Here is a 17,355-nt window from a genome sequence, read left to right on the forward strand (position 1 = left end):
CGCGGACGATGTGAAACGAACTTCAAATCGCCAGCTGACTGAGAACGGACCTCGCGCCTGCTCTATCGAACCAGGGCAGGATCTCGGATCCGTTCGGTGCGCGCGTCAAGCCCGACGGCCCGGTTCGAAAACACAGGCTCAGGCTGAATCAGCGCTCAATTCACGACGGTTTCGAATCCGTCATGAAAGACGGTAGCCGACACAATGGCGACGCTCAACGCAGCACTACCGAGATCGCCGTTCACCACCACCGAGTACAGGCCAGTTGTGTCGACGACGGGCGCCGGATCGGTGAGCACGATGCTGGTACCCGTGGCGGTGCCCTGATCGATCAATTCCGCATCGTTGAATAGTTGCACAACGTCTGTGTCCAGCACTCCTGTGACATCGAAACTCAGTGTTGCGGCCGAGGTGATGTCGTCCTCATTGCTGGCCCCGGTATCCGAGCCCGCTTGCAGGTCCGGCGGCGGGCGACAGCGCGCCACATTGCTGCTGGTGGACGCCAGCACTTCGATCCAAAGCCTGAATTCGGCGCTCAATGGCGGTAGCTGCTGATCATCGACAATAATGTCGAGCACATCGACGGCAAGGCCTTCGGACTGATAGACCAGGGCTGCCAGGGCACTGTTCACCGAGGTCAGCGGCGCCGAAAATCGAATCCGATCGGGCTCTTCGCGAATGATGGTCACGCCAGGAAGACCGGACAATCCCGGAATCAGCACACTGGGCGCGCCCAAGCCGCCGGGCTCAAGCTCCACACGTACCCGCAGGTCGGCCACCCCGACGTCGGCATCCGAAACGCTCAAATCGTCGAACGATAGCGACTGCCCATCCTGCAGTTGCACGCACAGAGTATCGGCGCGTTGCAGCTCGCTCACACCGGTGATGGAAACCCTTGGCGCGCTGTTCAGCGTCGCCTGCGCGTGCACGGGTTCACACAACAGCGACGCTGTCATCATCAAGCCAAGCACAGCGCCAGCCCTTGCCAAGTGGATTGCAACCCAGGTCGACATCTCCGCTCCTCGTGGCCAAGGCACTGTCCTGGAGCCATTGTCCCACCGCCGGGCCGCCACTCTTTGACGCAAATCAAACGATGCGAAATCCATCGCGTTCGACCGGCCGCATTATCGGATGTGCAGACGAATCAACGTCCAGCCCTGCTCCAGCATCGCCCGTTCATTGATTGAGCCGGCGAACCTGCACGCCTTCCCGCCGCCAGGATGAAGCACCGCGCGTGGTCGACATGCTGACTGAGCCTTCGGTTTCACTGTGCAGCAGGGTCGTCATCTGACCAATCGACTCATGCTGGGTGCTGGCCTCGCCGCTACACAGTGGACAAAGGTGAGTGCCGGTCATGTGCAGCAAGGGAATCGTCTGCGATTGTCGATCACCGGTGCCGATGGCCCAGGTGGCTTCGCCGAGGTGGTCATAGAAGTAGGCAACAACAGCCTGGGTCGAACCTTGTTCCTCGAAGGTGAAACCCCAGCCCGGATCGCTTGGGTCGTACCAGACGCCGGTGTGATCAGGCGTGGGCGATGCATCGCCGAACCTGAACTTCTCAATCCGCGCACTGCCGTGCTCGCCATCGATCTCCCACGCCAACACGCCATTCTCCCGGTCGTGATACAGGAAGCTAAGCGTGCCTATCACTTCGCTCTGAACCGTTGGCTGGTTGCGAAAGCGCAGTAGATCGGCCTGCCATTGGCCTCCGACCCAAGGCGCCGAAGCTAAGTACCAGGTAGGTGTTCCATCGCTGCGATAGGTGTACCAGAGTATCGACAGACTGCCGTCGACCAGCTCAAGATCGAACCCGTGTCCGGACCGATCCGGATCCCACCATAGCCCATGTCGCGGCTTGGCATGGCCGATCAATTTGGCAATATGCTCCGCCAACAGCGCGCGATTCCACACGCCATAGACGCCATGCTCGCCTTTCATCAAGGTGTTGTATTGCGAGCGATAGTAGTGATCAGCCGAATAGTTTCCGCCTTCAAAGATACCTACCCCGATGTCGTGAGCGGCACCCAGCCTGCGATTGGGCGTGGCAATGAAGGCAGACCAGGGCGCCGCATCCGGATCAGGAATGCGTATCAGGTTCGCCGCCACGTGGGGGCCAGGGTCTGGCGTTTCTTGTCCGAACTCGATGTACTCATCGGCAAGTTGCGCCACCGCATGCCCCATTTCATGAGCAAATACACTGCCATTGAGACGGTGAAGCGAAGCGTCGGCGGCCAGATTCATGTGGTTGCCTGAGACATTCTCCCTGGCGTAAGCAATCGGCTGATTCGATAGAGCAACCACGACATCGCTAAGTTCGCTGTACTTCTGCGCCAAGGACTCCACGATGAAGTAGTCGGAACTGAACATCCCCGTTACCGCGACGTGCTGCATGCGCAAGGGAGTGTCACGTTCTATGCTGCCGTTCGCGACATACAGCGAGTAGCCCGCCTGCGCCGAGGGCAGCCAAAGGGCGTAGACGTTGAGCTTGTCTCGATGCTCCTGCCAATAGTCTGAAGCCAGAAGCGACTTGGTGAGTTGCCGCACATGCAACTCAAACAGTGCAGGGTCGTTCTGACTCAGCAGACCATCGCCATTGAGGTCGGTGAAGGGCTCGCTCAAGTCCGACGGTCGCATGCCGACATGCACCGGCTGGTTGAACTCGCCGACAGGGTTGTACGACTCATCAGCGTCGAGCACACCGTCGTGATCGAAGTCGAAGTGCACAATGCCGTCCCAGATACCATTGCCATTCAGATCCTGGAATGTCTCCGTCACATGGCTATAGCCGTCGCCGATGATCAGGATATTCAGCCGTCCCAATGCTTCGCCATCGCCGTACAGCAGCTGGGGCACGGGTTGTGCACTGAGGGGATGAAACTCCACGCTATCCAGCAGCAGATCATCTGCCACGGCCAAGCCGTCGCTGCCCAAGGCTCGCACCTGACCCACAACGCCCCCCCCCACCGGTGAAGAGACCTTCAGCAGGCCACCAGGCATGCTTGGCAGCTCGATGCGCCCCTGGCTGTCGGTCAGATTCGTTACGCGATGGCGACCGCTGGCATCCAACACACCGACAGCGGTGGCCGGCAGTGGCTCTCCCGCACGGTCGCGCACCTGCAGGTGCGCATAGCTGGCTCGCGTTCGCGCCAAAGTAGTGTTTGCGTTGGCGCGCAGATCCAGTCGGTCCAGCGAGTCTGCATCGAATCCTGCTTGTTGAATCGATGCACGATACACGCCCGGCGCCACACTCAGTCGATAGCGTTGATCGCTGTCCGGCCAGGCATAGACATTGCGGCGATGGCCGCCCTGCTCAACCAACTCGACGCGCAGCATCACTTCGGGCAGATAACGATCGCAGTTTCCACATCGGCTGTAGTCGATGTCGATGGTCCATACAGATCGTTCAAGCGGGGCAATCAATGTCAGCTCGGTTGCGCTCTCGAGCTGAAGATGATGCACATACTCGCTGTCAGCCACCGGCGCCGACACAGCATTGTCGCGATCGGCGGTCAGGCTGATCGCCCCTTTGGGCAGGAACAGCTCAAATCGCCCCTGACTGTCGGACTCGGCGCTGGAGTGCAGCGAATCATCTTGATAAGCCCGGACCTGGCCCATCACTGGCGCACCGCTCTCATCCTGCAGAGTACCGGTGACACTCACGCCCCGCTCCAGCAGCACATCAAGCGCTGCGGTGGTCGAGGCAATCGCCTTGGCAGTGGGCAGGAAGCTCGGATCGTTCGACCAGAAGCCCAGCACGGCCGGCGTATCTATCCACTGGCTGGGCATACGCGCATGCAAGCCTCCCTGAGAGTCCACCAAGCAATACGCATCTGCCCCGGACAGCAGAGGATCACGCTGCCCCAGCCAGGCGCACTGCGCAGGTATCGGTTGCCCCTCCAGGTCGTGCACGTAGCCGCTCAGTGTCACCTTGGGCGCCACCAGCACATCGATCAGATCGCCTTCGGCAACCTGCATCGGCCCGACGGATCCGTAGAACTGATCGTTACCCCCGCTGACATGAACGCGATTGCCCGGCGGCGCGGCCAGTTGATGAAGTCCCTGCCCATCCGACGAGATGAGCAAGCCATTGCGCACCGTCGACCGTACACCGAGCTGCCCGTCAAGCAAGAGCTGACCCTCCAGGGTCAGCATGCGCGCATTGAACACGATGCCGCGCGGCACTTCGAAGTCCATCTCGGTATCGTGTTCAAGCCGCAGATCAGGCCATCGGCGAGCAAAGTACGGCGCTGGAGGCCCGTAAACGTCTATATCCAGTCTCCTGCCCTGACGCACGAAACTGCTGAATCGCCCTTCTGAGTTGGTGCGCAGGGAACGACTTGCGGCTGCGCCTTGCAAGGACAGGTTGGTATCCGCCAAGGACTCACCCTCGCGACCCAAGACTCTGCCCGCAAGGCGCACGGCGGGAAAAACTTCGAGAGTGATCGTGGTATTCGCAGTCAGCTGTACTGACTTGCTCTCTTCGCTGAGTCGGCTGGACTCTGAGTTGCGAAAGCCAACCAGCAGAAGACCCGTATCCAGGGTGAGCTGAATATCTGCGCCAATGCTCGAAAGGTCAGTCGATTGGCGTACCACAACACCATTGCTTCCGCGCGCGTACAGGTCGAGAAAACCCTCGCGCACCACAGCACCGCTCTCGCCATGGCGCACACCGATAGTCACATTCACCGGAGACGCGGCCGTATTGTTCTTAACACCGTCCCGCGCCGCAGCCTTCCCCGCCTCGGCCTTCTTGGCCAGCTCGGCAAGATGAGCGGGAGAGATCTGCACCTCCGTTTTCGGCGCCGCGTTCAAGGGCGAAGCAGGCGCGCAGCATTTGCTGTGATCGCGAAGGCTGAGCCGCTCATGAAATCGCTTGAGCTCGAGGGCCGATTGCTGCGCCCGGGCCAACACGCCAAGATCAAGCGTTCGACTGAACACGACGCTGCGCTGGTGATCGAGCACTTCCAGCCGCGCTCCGATCGGCAGCGCCGGCAGGCGCAGCGCGATTCGCGGCGGTGCGTGGTGAAAACTGCTGCTGATCGGATCATCGATGGCCTGCTGCCACAGCAGTTCGCCCTCGGCAGCCACCGCACGCGCCTGCCAGCTGCCACGGGCGGCGACCTTCGGCCTGGGCGATGTTTCCAGCGTGGCGACGTTCTCGATCGTCCAGCCCTCGCCGTCGACCGCCAGCACCATCAACCAGCCGGCAGGCGCGGAACCCTCGCTCGCCGCCAGCGCGATCAGGCTGACGCAGGACATCAGCAGGAACACCATCAGTTGTATCGAACGCTTTAGCACGCTTGACCTCTATATCTTCTGATCCTGGCCGGCCATCGCAGCATCAAGATCACTGCAAGGCCCGCATCAAAGTGGCTGTAGTGAAGAGCCCACGCGGAAGTGTGACACGGCCGCTGGCGGACGCTATACCAATTCTGCACTCCTTGCACCTGGGACTCGGCTCGATCCAAACTGCACAAGTCCTCATGGGTGGGCACTCTCAAGGCGAGCCGACAGCGCCAGTTGTTCGCGCGCCCGCAGACAGCAGGCTGGGGCTAATCGAGCCACCTTGCCGTCCAACCCTTTCTGCAACTCAGGCGGGAGACCCTACCCACGATGAGCAAGCACCGAATCTACACTACCAGTTTCGCCAGCGTGTATCCGCTGTACGTGGCCAAAGTGGAGAAAAAGGGGCGCAGCAAGCATGAGGTTGACGAAGTCATCCGTTGGCTGACCGGCTACAGTCAAGCCGAACTTGAGGCGCACATCGGTAACAAGACCGATTTCGAAACGTTCTTCGCCCAGGCCACGGCACTCAACCCCGCGCGCAGCCTGATCAAGGGCGTGGTCTGCGGCGTGCGCGTGGAGGAGGTCGAGGAGCCGACCATGCGCGAGATTCGCTATCTCGACAAGCTGATCGACGAGCTGGCCAAGGGCAAGACCATGGACAAGGTTCTGCGTAGTCTTTGATCCGCCCAACATCGGGGAGTTCCGGGGCGCCCGCCGGCGCCCGACACTCGCTGCGCATCGGCCACTTCACTACCCCTTTCCATGAACCGATGTCGTAACTCATTGATTGGATGAACTCAGGCCTGGCTCCTCCCCCCTGGCGGGGGGCTGGGGGATAGGGGGCGAACGGAGTTAGCACCCCCCTCACCCCCAACCCCTCTCCCTCCAGGGGAGAGGGGCTTTAAGTCGCGCCGGATCAAGGTCCGTCTGCGGTTTTTTTGGAGTAAAAAAACGCCGGGCTCCCCATCAGCCAATGCCGCCACCATTGATTCGCTGAAGTCGGGCTTTGCCCCCCTCCCCCCTGGCGGGGGAGGGGCTGGGGGAGAGGGGGCGAACGGAGTTGGCATCCCCCCTCACCCCCAGCCCCTCTCCCTCCAGGGGAGAGGGGCTTTAAGTCGCTCCGGTTCAAGGTCCGTCTGCGGTTTTCCGGAGTAAAACGCCGGGCTCCCCATCAGTCGATGCCGCCACCTTTGATTCGCTGAAGTCAGGCTTTGCCCCCCTCCCCCCTGGCGGGGGGGCTGGGGGATAGGGGGCGAACGGAGTTGGCATCCCCCCTCACCCCCAGCCCCTCTCCCTCCAAGGGAGAGGGGCTTTAAGTCGCACCGGTTCAAGGTCCGTCTGCGGATTTTCGGAGAATAGCGCCGGGCTCCCCAACGGCAATGCCGCCACCTTTGATTCGCTGAAGTCGCGCTTTGCCCCCCTCCCCCCTGGCGGGGGAGGGGCTGGGGGAGAGGGGGCGATCGGAGTTAGCATCCACCCTCACCCCCAGCCCCTCTCCCTCCAGGGGAGAGGGGCTTTAAATCGCTCCGGTTCAAGGTCCCTGCGGTTTCGCAGAGCAAGACTCGGGCTACCCAGGAACCTCGCTACGCGAGCCCCTTGGGCGGGAAGACCCCCCAACCCTCCCGGAACATTGGGGAGAGAGCTCCGGAGCGCCAGCCGGTGCGGCGAAAATCGCCACACGTCGGCCTCTCCCGCCACGGGAAAGGGGTTTCAAATCGCTTCGAATCAAGGCTCAGGCGCATGCAGCTGTTCAAACATGAATTCGACTGTTGCCGAAACTCGATGTTTGGATCTCAGCTTTCCGTAGTTACCAGGCCCGGCGCCACCCGTGGGAGTTCGATGCTGCATCGCGTGCCTCGTTGCGGCGAGCTCTGCAGTTCGATCCGCCCGCCGAGCTTTTGCGAAACCAGATTGAACACCACATGCAGGCCAAGACCGGTGCCGCCCTGGTTACGCTTGGTGGTAAAGAATGGCTCGAACACCTTGCTCAACACCTCATCCGGCATGCCCAGACCATCATCGATGACATCAATGCGTAGGCTGTCTTCGTCCATGCAGCCGACCTCAATCTGGATGATGCCCGCGCTCTGACCTTCGAAGGCGTGCATCAGGGCATTCTGGATCAGGTTGGTGATGACCTGCCCAAGCGGACCGGGAAAGCTGTCCATTGTCAGGCGCTCCGGGCACTGAACTTGCACCTTGATTGCGCGATTGCGCCAAAGGCTACGGCTGCTCTCAACCAGCTCGTTCAGGAAGCCGCTGAGATCAAAGCGCCGGCGGCCTTCCGAAGTGCGGTCAACGGAGACCTGCTTGAAGCTTTGCACCAGTTTCGCTGCACGCTCCAGATTGCGGCAGATCATTTCCGCCGACTCGGCACTAAGTGAAACGAAGTGCTCAAGGGCTGAGCGGGTCAACTTGCCGCCCTGAACATGCCTGCCAAACGATTCACTTTGCATCTTGAGGTGACTGCCTGCAGTCAGCGCAACGCCCAGTGGGGTATTGATCTCATGCGCAACACCAGCCACCAGGGAACCCAGCGAGGCCATCTTCTCTTGCTCGATAAGGCTGCGCTGCGTTTCGCGCAGGGATTCCAGGGCCTGTTCAAGCTCGGTGGTACGCAGTTTGACTTCCTCTTCCAGCCAGCGTTGCCTGCGCTGCACCCAGCGCACCCGCGAACGGTAGATCGCATGCAAGAGAGTCGCCAGCGACAGGATGGCGAGCGTGCGGAACCACCAGGTGCCCCACCAGGGTGGATCGATGCGAATCGCCAGCAGTGCTTCCTGTTCAGACCAGCCGCGCTCGACGTTGCCGCTACGCACCCGAAACCGGTAGTCACCCGGCGCCAGATTGGTGTACAGGGCGCGGCGGCTGTGCTGATCGTCAACGATCCAGTCGGAATCAAACGGATCCATCCGATAGGCAAACATCAGGCGCTGCGGATTGATGAATTCCGCGGCACCGTAGCTCAGGGCGAGACTGCGCAGCTGCGCTCCATCCAGATGAAGATCTGCAGTCTGTGACAAGGCCTGTAGCAGCGGTGGTCGGCCGATCGGCGCGATCTGATTGTTCAACCACAAGGCATTCAGGCGCACCGCTGGCGGTATCCGCGGGGCACCGGCATGACCAGGATCGAGCAGAGTAAAGCCGCGCCCACCACCGAATGCGAATCGCCCGTCCGGCAAATACGCAATCGAACTGAAGAAGTAACCCGGCAAGGCGCCATCCTGTTCGTCGAAGTTGAACCACTTGCCGCTGGCGCTCTCCGACTCCAATGCCGAGCCGGTGACCGGCGGATCGAATCGGCTGATGCCGCCATCGGTACTGACCCAGATACGCCCGCCGGCGTCCTCGGCCAGACAGTTCAGAAAGGCGTTTGCCGGCCGTTGTTCCGCAACGATGAACTCCGCCGAACTCGCTGGCTCTCCTTCGGCCAGGCGGAGCTGCACCAGGCCAGCTCCCGAACTGGCCAACCATTGCCGTCCGTCGCGCCCACGAAGGAAGTTGGTGATCGGCGCGGGCAAGGAGTGCAGGGCATCCTGTTCATGGGGGCGGTGTACGTGAAGCAGTTGCCGACCATCAGCGCTGACCCAGTACAGGCCGTCCTGCGCACCGATCATCACCCGTTCGGCATCAAAGTGAGCAATGAACGCAATCGGCGCCAGCAGGTCCACACGCTGCAAGGGCTCATCATCTTTCAGCGCAACCCGATAGACGCCGTGCCCATCAACGCCCACCCAGAGCGCTGCATCCGTGGCGTGCAAGATCCTTACCCGTGAGCTGTAAAAGTGCTCGGGCAACCCTGTCATGGGAACAGCGCGTCCCTGAGCATCGAAGCGTCGCAAGCCGACCCGCGTTCCTACCCAAATGGCGCTGTTCCAGGGCGCAATCGCGTTCACCGTCATGCCTTCTGTGCCGGCGATCTCGCTGAGTTCAGAACGCTGCAAGTCAAACTGGAACAAGCCGTCGGCACTGCCGACCCAAAGCCTGCCCTCGACCAGCGCAACGCCACGCACCGCGTCGTCGCGCAACAGCGCGGTCGCCGGGTGTTGGCTGCCGAAGCTCAGTATTCGGTTGAACTCAGCGTTCAGAAGGCTGACGCCACTTTGCCAGGTACCAGCCCAGATCGTGTCATCGCGGCTCTGCATCAGACTCACCACGATGCCACGCCCCAAGCCGCTTGGCTGGTCGCGTCGATAGCGATACTGCAACTGATCGACGCTGCCGTCGCTTTGCAGCCTCAGCTCGGTGAGTCCAGCATCGCTGGCAACCCAGCGCCGTCCCTGCCGATCCTGCAGTAAGGCGTGGATGCGCAGCTCTCGACGATGTGCCGAAGACTCCGACAGCGCGACCCAGGCCGCACTGTTCGCTGGATGCCGATACACGCCGCGCGAGTCGGTGCCGATCCACAGCGAGCCGTCCTGATCGCAGAGCAATGCACGGATGGATTCGGTGCTGAGCGGCGAATCAACGACGCGTTGGATCTTCTGCTCCGCCAGCGTCAGGTGCGCAAGGCCGCTGGCACTGCCCACCCACAGCGTACCTTCGATGTCCTGACACAGCGCGAAGACGCGCCCGGAAGGCTCAGTCTGGTCGCCTTCTGCCCAGGGGTGCTCCTCGAACCGCTGCTCTGCAGCGTTCCACAGCGCAACGCCGTGTTCATGACCGACCCACAGTCGCCCTTGCCGATCGAGCTGCAGCGAATTGACCATCTGTGCCCGCAGCCTGCCGTTTGCGCCATGCGGGTCGCTCATCGATTCGAAATTGTCATGCTTGCGACGATAGCGATCCAAGCCACCGAGGCTACCAACCCACAGATCACCCTGTGCATCGATCACCAGCGCGGTGACCCAGGCATTGGCCAGCCCGCCGCCGCGCTGATCGGGCAGATACAGCTGGGTGTCGACGCCATCGAAGCGGTTCAGGCCGCTTTGGGTGCCAAGCCACACTTCGCCACTGGGATCTTCAGCCATGGCAATGACGCTCAATTGCGCCAGTCCGTTGGAACGATCGAAATGTCGGAACCGGGCGTTCGAAGGGTCCAACTCGGTCGCGTTGACGCCGCAGGCGAGAGCGCTCAGCAGGACCAGCAATGAAACCAGCAAAAGGCCGAGGCAACCGCCGGACGAGCCATGCCTGCGCCTAGCCCTTTGGCGCTCTGTACGACCTGCACGCAAGCCAGACGCCCCTTCGGAGTACATGCATCCCCCGGCCGCCTGCGGATCAGTCGCCTGGGCGCAGGCTGCGCCCGGTCGCTGATCTGCCGCGCTATCATCGCGCGCCGGCTTCTTCAGGCCAAGCGTTCGAACGAATGCTCCAAGCCAATCAGTCGCAGCCCAGAGTGCATGTGCGCCTTCGACAAGGCAGAGGCAACGTCCCTTCCCTCCAGCTCGAAGCCCAGGTCAAAACGCAGCCTCAGGCCAGTGCGCTCGATGCGTTCCGCCAGCACCGCATAGCGGCCGCTGAGCGACCCCAGCGGCAGAGGAAGGGCCATCGGCCGACCCCAACTGCGCAGCGCAAAGCCGTGCTCACGCAACCAGGCGGCAGCACGATCGATATCGCGCTGTGAAGGATCGAACAGCAGATCGACATCCGCCACGGCCGCGTCAGCATCGGCATCCGCCCACAGTCGGGCGGCACTGCCGTGCAGGGCGAAGTTCAATCCCTGTGACCATAGCGCCTGTAGCCAGGGCCAGGCATCCGAACGGCGAATACTGGCTGGACGGGTGTTTCGGAACACCAGGGCGTACTCGTGACTGCGATCGCTGTGCATCTGCGGCGCCTGCATCAGCCCCCGGGCCGGATAGACCAGCAGCCGCTCGTCACCGCGTTGGTACAGGTCGGCCAGAATGGCGGCAAGATCCCAGGCCAGCGGTATCGCGCTAGCACCAATGCGTAGATTCTCGGCCATGACAATGCAATAGGCATCCGGCTTCAGCCAATACCGAAGACGATGGAACAGCAGGCCAAGATGGTCGAGATGCGCCTGATAGTGTGCGGAGTCATAAAGCTGATCGCCAGCACCAGCAGCGTGCGAGTGCTGGCCCATCGCGGCCACGGCAGCAAAATAAGGCACGCTGGTGAGCGCCAGATCGCAGCTGGCGATCTCCTCGCCGCAGGCCTCCGACAACTCGGAACAGCGCAGCTCCATGTTCAGAAGACGATGACGTGCCAATCGCTCCCTGGCCAACTCCACGCGTAGCGGGTTCAGCTCGAAGCCCAGCGCAGAGCAATCCTCGAGCCCAGCCGCCAGCAAGGTGGTGGCGAGACCAGCGAATGGATCAATCACCCGTTGGCCCGGCGCGGCAAACTCGCGAATGAACGGCCGCATCTGCTCCACCCAACCGATATCGCGGGCCGCAAACGGATCGCGCTGCTGCAAGTCATCGGGCAGGCGGTAGCGCGGATCCTGCCCTTCCATGACCATCCAGCTGCGACTAGCCATCAAATGTCCAGAGCGTGCGCCGGCCCGGCTGCCAGTCGGCCGCGAGTTCACCGTTGGCGAAGTAGATCAATTTGTATACCCGGTCCGAGTCGTGTCGCTGATGCATATCGCCGTAGTCGGCTGCCTCGAACACTATCTCGCGGCCGCCTTCCTCGGCCAGCACGATATTGCTGAAGTAGTAGCCACGGGTCACGCGCCGGGGTAGCCAACGGTCGGCAAAGGCCCGGCGCTGCAGACAGCGAGCCAGTAGATCACCGATATCGATGCGCTGTTGGGCCACATAACGTGACGTTGAATTGGGCAGATACGCGCCGTCCATGCGCGCCAGTTCGCGAAAGATGACCTGCTCTGCGCCATGCGCCAAGGCCCAGTCGAGGTAGGCCAGCAGCTCATCGACGCTATCAACCCCGCCGCGCTGCACCACGCAGACCAGCTTGTAGCGCAGCCGTGCATCGAGCTTCCGCACGGTGGCCCGGAAACCGTCGTTGTCGACAACACCGAGCCCGTCGCGAAAACGCATGATGGCCTGGTTACGGGCGCCGTCATGGTGGTGACGGGAGACTTCGATCCAGCCCAGGCCGAAACTGTGCAAAGCCTGAATCAAGGCCTCGGCACGCGTGCCCGAAAAGCCAGCCAGATTGCTGTACAACACCCGCGACTCCACCGATAGCCCGGCCGACTCGGCGGCCGACAGCACGCCCAGCAGTTGCAGCATCCAGTCGATGTCATCGGTGCTCTCCAGCCCGGACAACGACCAGGACAGCGGCACCGCGGTAAGCAAGGACAGCGCTGTGGCCAAGCCCTGGAAATAGCCTGGGCCGGGTCGAAGTTTGGCCGCAATCGGCCCGGCAAAGTCCGGCCTCAGCGCTTCGGAGCAGAAGCGACAGCGTGCCGAACAGGGTTGCGCTGAGGCATAGGGCGTGAAGGTGATCGGCTGGGCCAGACGATGGACCCTGTCGCCCAGCTGCACATCGACCCAACGATTCTCATCCCGCAAGTCCGGTAGCCGCTGACTGACCGGTAGGCGCTGATCCAGCAGTTCCTGCAAGCCCGGCTGCAACCACAGCGGGCCGCGGGCAGCTCCTGGGTTCCGAGCCGGACGCGGCGGCGTGGCGGACCTGCGCTGAAGCTGCGCGCTCATCGCAAGGCCCTCGCACTGCGCTCTCGAATGGCAGTGAACGGCTGATCGAGCAGCAGTTCACCGTTCTCGTAGACGGTCTGCAGGGCGTGGCGGAAGCCGGCCGGCGCGGGCGCCGCGTCGAGGTCATCCACTTCATCCGGCACCGCGATAGTACGCCAGCTGTCGAATTCCTCAGCGTGCACCAGGGTCAGCCGCCCGCGCTTGGAGGTCTTGCCCGGATCGGTCTTCGGCTCCTTGTACACGTCGATCCATCGACCATCGATGCGCGCAGCCGAGCACTTGAGAGCGAACTTCTGGGTATCGCGATTGAGCTGTTGCAGCAGCCCGCCGCCCATGCCAAAGGCAAGATTGTCGGTGGCGAAACCGGCTTTGGTCACCCGCTCCAGGATCTGCCGCAGGCTGTTTGGATTGATGCCATCGCCCTGAATCACCCGCACGTGGTTCAGCACTTTATAGCCCTTGCCATTCAGCGTGCTGCCAAACGCCGCGTCCAGCTTGTGCAGGCAGCGTTCAACCACATCGACCGGATCACCCGAGTCAGGACGAATCACCACCGTGGCGCCCGACGCAATCACCTCCTCGCGCAGCGTGCGCCCCCAATGCTGATCAATGGCTTGATAGATGTCATAACTATCGGATACCACGGCGACCAGTGTGCCCGGCTTGGCGAACTGCCGCAGCATGTTGCGGTAGGCATCAACCTCGCGCTCGCGACCCCAGCTGGTAATCGTGCTGTGTTCGGCGGCTGGAATCGAGAACCCGGCCATCGCCTCGCCATAGAACGCCCGCGCGGTCAGCACGCCGGCCACGGTGTCGGTGCCAAGGAAGTTGACCAAATGCGCGGCACCGCCCAGGCCCGCCGACTCATTGCTGGATACGCCGCGCGCGCCAAAGTCATGCAGCTTGAAGCCGATCTGGCCCTCCGGGTCATCGCTGGTGCGGCGCAGATGTTCGAGAATGCTGGCCTTGGCGTGCCAACTGATGGTCGCCACGGTGACCGGATACCACAGTCGCAACAGCAAGGTCTCGATATAGGACGGCAACCAGTACGCCTGGGCGTCGGTGGATTCGATGGTGACCAGGGCATGGTGGGTGGGCACCACACTACCCTCCGGCACGGCGCGGATGCGCAGCGGCAAGCGGCCAGCATGAACATCGACGATGCGTCGCCAACCAGTTTCGTTGAACGGCTCGCCGTGCGCGGTGAAGAACTCGCGCGCTTCATCGACATCGGCGTGGCTGACCGGCGTCAGCAGGCTTTGCTTGATGATCGCCTGCAAGCCAAAGAACAGCGTACGTTCGTACTGCCCACCGCGCGATTCGACATAGAAAAACGTGCGGTCCACCCCTGGCGGATACTGCAACCAGTGGCTGGCCTTATAGCTATCGGTGTTGAGGATGAGGTTTTCGAGGTGTCGCATGACGGAAGCTCCTTCTCGTCGATGAAAGCCGGCGGTCTATCCGCCAGCGGGTTCGTCAACCGTGACTGAACGCTGGGTTCAACCGCGGCCGACGAAGTATTCAATGATGTGCAAGTGGTCTTCGAACAGCTGCGACCCCATTTCCAGCGCATCGCTGATCGGAAACCAGCGCGCCTTGTCGGCGTCGTCACTGCCGCGCACGGTCGGCAGTTCGCCGGCTGGAATATCGAAGTGGAAAGCGTGGGTGATGGTGCGCCCGCGCAGCGAGCGATCCGGATGATCGAACACATGACTGCCGCGCAGAGAACCGCGCAGAACCGGCAGCGGCAGCTTGACCCGGGTTTCTTCGCGCAGCTCGCGCAGGCAGCCCTCAAGAAGCTGCTCATTGCCGTGCAGAAAGCCACCGGGCAAGGCCCATAACCCTTTACCCGGCGCGGCCCGACGCCTCACCAGCAGCACATGCCCTGAATGCACCAGCACCGCATCCGTGGTGACGAAGGTCGGCGGATACGGCGCCATTGCCCAACTGGCACGGTACTGATCGATGAAGCGATGCTCCGCCACCAGATCAGGGTAAGCCGGCGAACTGCGGCGAAAGGCCTCCAGCATGTCGAATACCGGCTCAGGCACATTGGCCCGCAGCAGATTCAAGGCGCCGCGACCATGATCATCGCCTGCGCTGAACAGATAGTTGCGCAATTCGGTAGCGGACAGGGTTTCGGTCTGCCGCACATCGACCAGTGGCCACTGCGGAAACTCGCGCAGATAGTAACTGCTGGCATCCTTGTCCTGACCGATCAGGCCGACCTTGGCCGAGATTTCTGCAGCATCCGCGCTGAGCGCCTCGGCAACGCGTCGCTGCACCGAAGCGATCCACTGCGCTTCGTTGTACAGATGATCTCGCAGCGGTTGAATCAACACACGCTGGGCGTTTTCCCCCAGCACTGAGCGAATCATCACAGCCCGCTCGGAGGCCGACCAGGGGTTGCGGATGCTGCGTGGGGTATCGGCCGAACCGATCAGGATGATCAGCTTGCGCGCTCGTGACAGGGCCTGTTCGGCGACGGCCGCATGGCCATTGTGGAACGGCTCGAAGCGGCCAATGAAGACCAGATAGTCGTAGTCCATGAGGCTCCCTCACGGTGGTGGCAAGACCCCGGTCTATCCGGGGTTGCCTTCAGACTACGCCGATTTCCAGCACTGGCAAGTGAACTCAGCCGGCAGTTCACTCGACATTGGTTGCGGATTCAGCTACGGCGCTCGCTTCCCACGCTCACCGCTGTGGGCGCGCGTGAGACAGCTGCAGCGATTCACCTCAGCCCGCCGGCGTGTAGGTCAGGGCCGCACCCGGTCCCAGTGGCCAGCCCATGGCGATCCAGATCGCGAACAGCAACGCCCAGCCAAAGAAAAAGGTGATCGAGTACGGAATCATCGTCGCTACCACGGTGCCGATGCCGGCCTTGGGCTCGTAGCGCTGCAGGAAAGCGATGATCAGGGCGAAGTAGCTCATCATCGGCGAGATGATATTGGTCACCGAATCGCCCACACGGTAGGCGGTCTGGGTCACCTCCGGTGAATAGCCGAGCAGCATGAACATCGGCACGAACACCGGCGCCATCAGGGCCCACTTGGCCGACGATGAGCCCATCGCCAGGTTGACCGTCGCGGTCAGCAGGATGAATCCGATCAGCAGCGGAATCTTTGGCAGGCCCAGCGCCTTCAGCATTTCCGCGCCTTCGACGGCAAAGATCAGCCCCAGATTGGTCCAGTTGAACAAGGCGACGAACTGCGCCGCAAAGAACACCAGGACCAGATAGGAGCCCAGGGTTTCCATGCTCTTGCTCATGCCCTTGATGACATCGACATCGCTCTTGATGGTGCCGGCGCCTACGCCATAGGCGATACCGACCAGGGCCCCGGCCAGGAAGATCAGCGCCACGATGCTGTGCAGGAACGGCGCCAGCGCCTTCATCAGGTTGGGCTCGCCGGCGATCCTCAACACGCCATTGGCCGGTACGGTGGCGAGCAGCAGCAGGCCGGTGAACAGCGCCGTGGCAAGGCCGGCATACAGCAAGCCGCGCTTTTCCGCTGCCGACAAGGGCTCGATGCGCTCGTCGCCCTGTGCATGGTCGCCATCCGGGAAGCGCCGCGCCACGATCTTCTCGGTGACCCACCAGCCAAGCAGGGTGACCAGCGGCGTCGAGGCCTGCATGAAGAACAGGTTGGCCGCGGGACTTACGTGATAAGCCGGATCGACGATCTGCGCGGCTTCCTGCGATAGCCCCGACAGCAGTGGGTCGATGGTGCCGAGCAGCAGGTTGGCCGAGTAGCCGCCGGACACGCCAGCGAAGGCAGCCGCGATACCCAGGATCGGGTGGCGCCCGGCGGCAATGAACAGCAGGCCAGCCAGCGGCACCAGCAACACATAGCCAATCTCGCTGGCCATGTTCGACATCACGCCGGCGAACACCACGATCGGCGTCAGCAGAAAGCGCGGCGCATTCAGCACCACGATGCGCAGGCAGGCACCAATCAGGCCCGAATGCTCGGCCACGCCAATACCTATTAGGGCCACCAGCACGGTGCCCAAGGGAGCGAAGCTGGTGAAATTGGTCACCAGGCCGCCCATGATGCGCTGAATGCCGGCCACACTGAGCAGGTTTACCGGCTCCACCGCGGCGCCGGTCTTCGGGTGCAGCACGCTGAGATCGAACTGCGCGGCGATCGCACTCAGCACGATGACCAGCAGGGTCAGCAGGAAGAACAAGGTGGCCGGATGCGGCAGCAGGTTGCCGGCCCGTTCGACCACGACCAGAAAGCGATCGACGGCAGAGCGCGGCGGGGCAGAGACATCAATGGCGGTAGCGTTCATGGCAGACACGTGCGCGGCAATGGACCGCGGAGTCTACCAGCCTCGCTGCCGAGGGCCAGTCCAGCGCGCGGCAGGGGTTCGCGCGGGCCATTGCCGCAATGCAATCGAATTCAGTCTTGACCCGGCCAACCCCCGACCAACACAGTGCCCGTCTCTTCACGAGCCGATGTCGAAACCCATTGATTCGCAGAAG

General features: G+C 62.2%; 9 protein-coding genes. 1 reads left to right on the forward strand and 8 read right to left on the reverse strand.

Translation table 11 applies throughout. The features are described from left to right. Positions 1-155 precede the first annotated feature (155 nt). Together IFO71_RS11665 and IFO71_RS22490 are read right to left on the reverse strand one after the other, a co-directional pair. Complete coding sequence (locus tag IFO71_RS11665) at positions 156-1,013, reverse strand: Ig-like domain-containing protein (RefSeq protein WP_192029816.1); 858 nt, start codon at positions 1,011-1,013, stop codon at positions 156-158. Positions 1,014-1,176: 163 nt separating this feature from the next. Beyond that, on the reverse strand, positions 1,177-5,298 hold the full coding sequence (locus IFO71_RS22490; RefSeq protein WP_192029817.1) for a M64 family metallopeptidase: 4,122 nt from the start codon (positions 5,296-5,298) through the stop codon (positions 1,177-1,179). 315 nt (positions 5,299-5,613) lie between these two features. On the opposite strand from IFO71_RS22490, the gene IFO71_RS11675 reads away from it, so the two are divergent. Next, on the forward strand, positions 5,614-5,967 hold the full coding sequence (locus tag IFO71_RS11675) for a DUF2200 domain-containing protein (protein WP_192029818.1): 354 nt from the start codon (positions 5,614-5,616) through the stop codon (positions 5,965-5,967). Between the two features lie 1,112 nt (positions 5,968-7,079). Here the strand turns inward: IFO71_RS11675 and IFO71_RS11680 are convergent. The 6 genes from IFO71_RS11680 to IFO71_RS11705 form a co-directional block, all read right to left on the reverse strand. Further along, complete coding sequence (locus IFO71_RS11680; RefSeq protein WP_192029819.1) at positions 7,080-10,256, reverse strand: sensor histidine kinase; 3,177 nt, start codon at positions 10,254-10,256, stop codon at positions 7,080-7,082. A 317-nt stretch (positions 10,257-10,573) separates the two neighbouring features. Beyond that, entirely contained in the window at positions 10,574-11,728 is a 1,155-nt protein-coding gene (locus tag IFO71_RS11685; protein WP_192029820.1) for a class I SAM-dependent methyltransferase, read from the reverse strand. Then, the gene (locus tag IFO71_RS11690) at positions 11,721-12,869 is read right to left on the reverse strand and encodes a hypothetical protein (protein WP_225444578.1); all 1,149 of its coding nucleotides are present in this window, start codon (positions 12,867-12,869) and stop codon (positions 11,721-11,723) included. The genes IFO71_RS11685 and IFO71_RS11690 overlap by 8 nt, the downstream gene beginning before the upstream one ends. Further along, the gene (locus IFO71_RS11695) at positions 12,866-14,290 is read right to left on the reverse strand and encodes a nicotinate phosphoribosyltransferase (protein ID WP_192029821.1); all 1,425 of its coding nucleotides are present in this window, start codon (positions 14,288-14,290) and stop codon (positions 12,866-12,868) included. Before IFO71_RS11695 ends, IFO71_RS11690 begins: the two co-directional genes overlap by 4 nt. Positions 14,291-14,368: 78 nt before the next feature. After that, positions 14,369-15,418, reverse strand: coding sequence for a bifunctional nicotinamide-nucleotide adenylyltransferase/Nudix hydroxylase (locus IFO71_RS11700; RefSeq protein ID WP_192029822.1), 1,050 nt, complete (start codon positions 15,416-15,418; stop codon positions 14,369-14,371). A gap of 187 nt (positions 15,419-15,605) precedes the next feature. After that, complete coding sequence (locus IFO71_RS11705; protein WP_192029823.1) at positions 15,606-17,162, reverse strand: AbgT family transporter; 1,557 nt, start codon at positions 17,160-17,162, stop codon at positions 15,606-15,608. Positions 17,163-17,355: the final 193 nt, after the last annotated feature.

Source organism: Pseudomarimonas arenosa (assembly GCF_014841215.1).
Classification (GTDB): Bacteria; Pseudomonadota; Gammaproteobacteria; order Xanthomonadales; family Xanthomonadaceae; genus Pseudomarimonas; species Pseudomarimonas arenosa.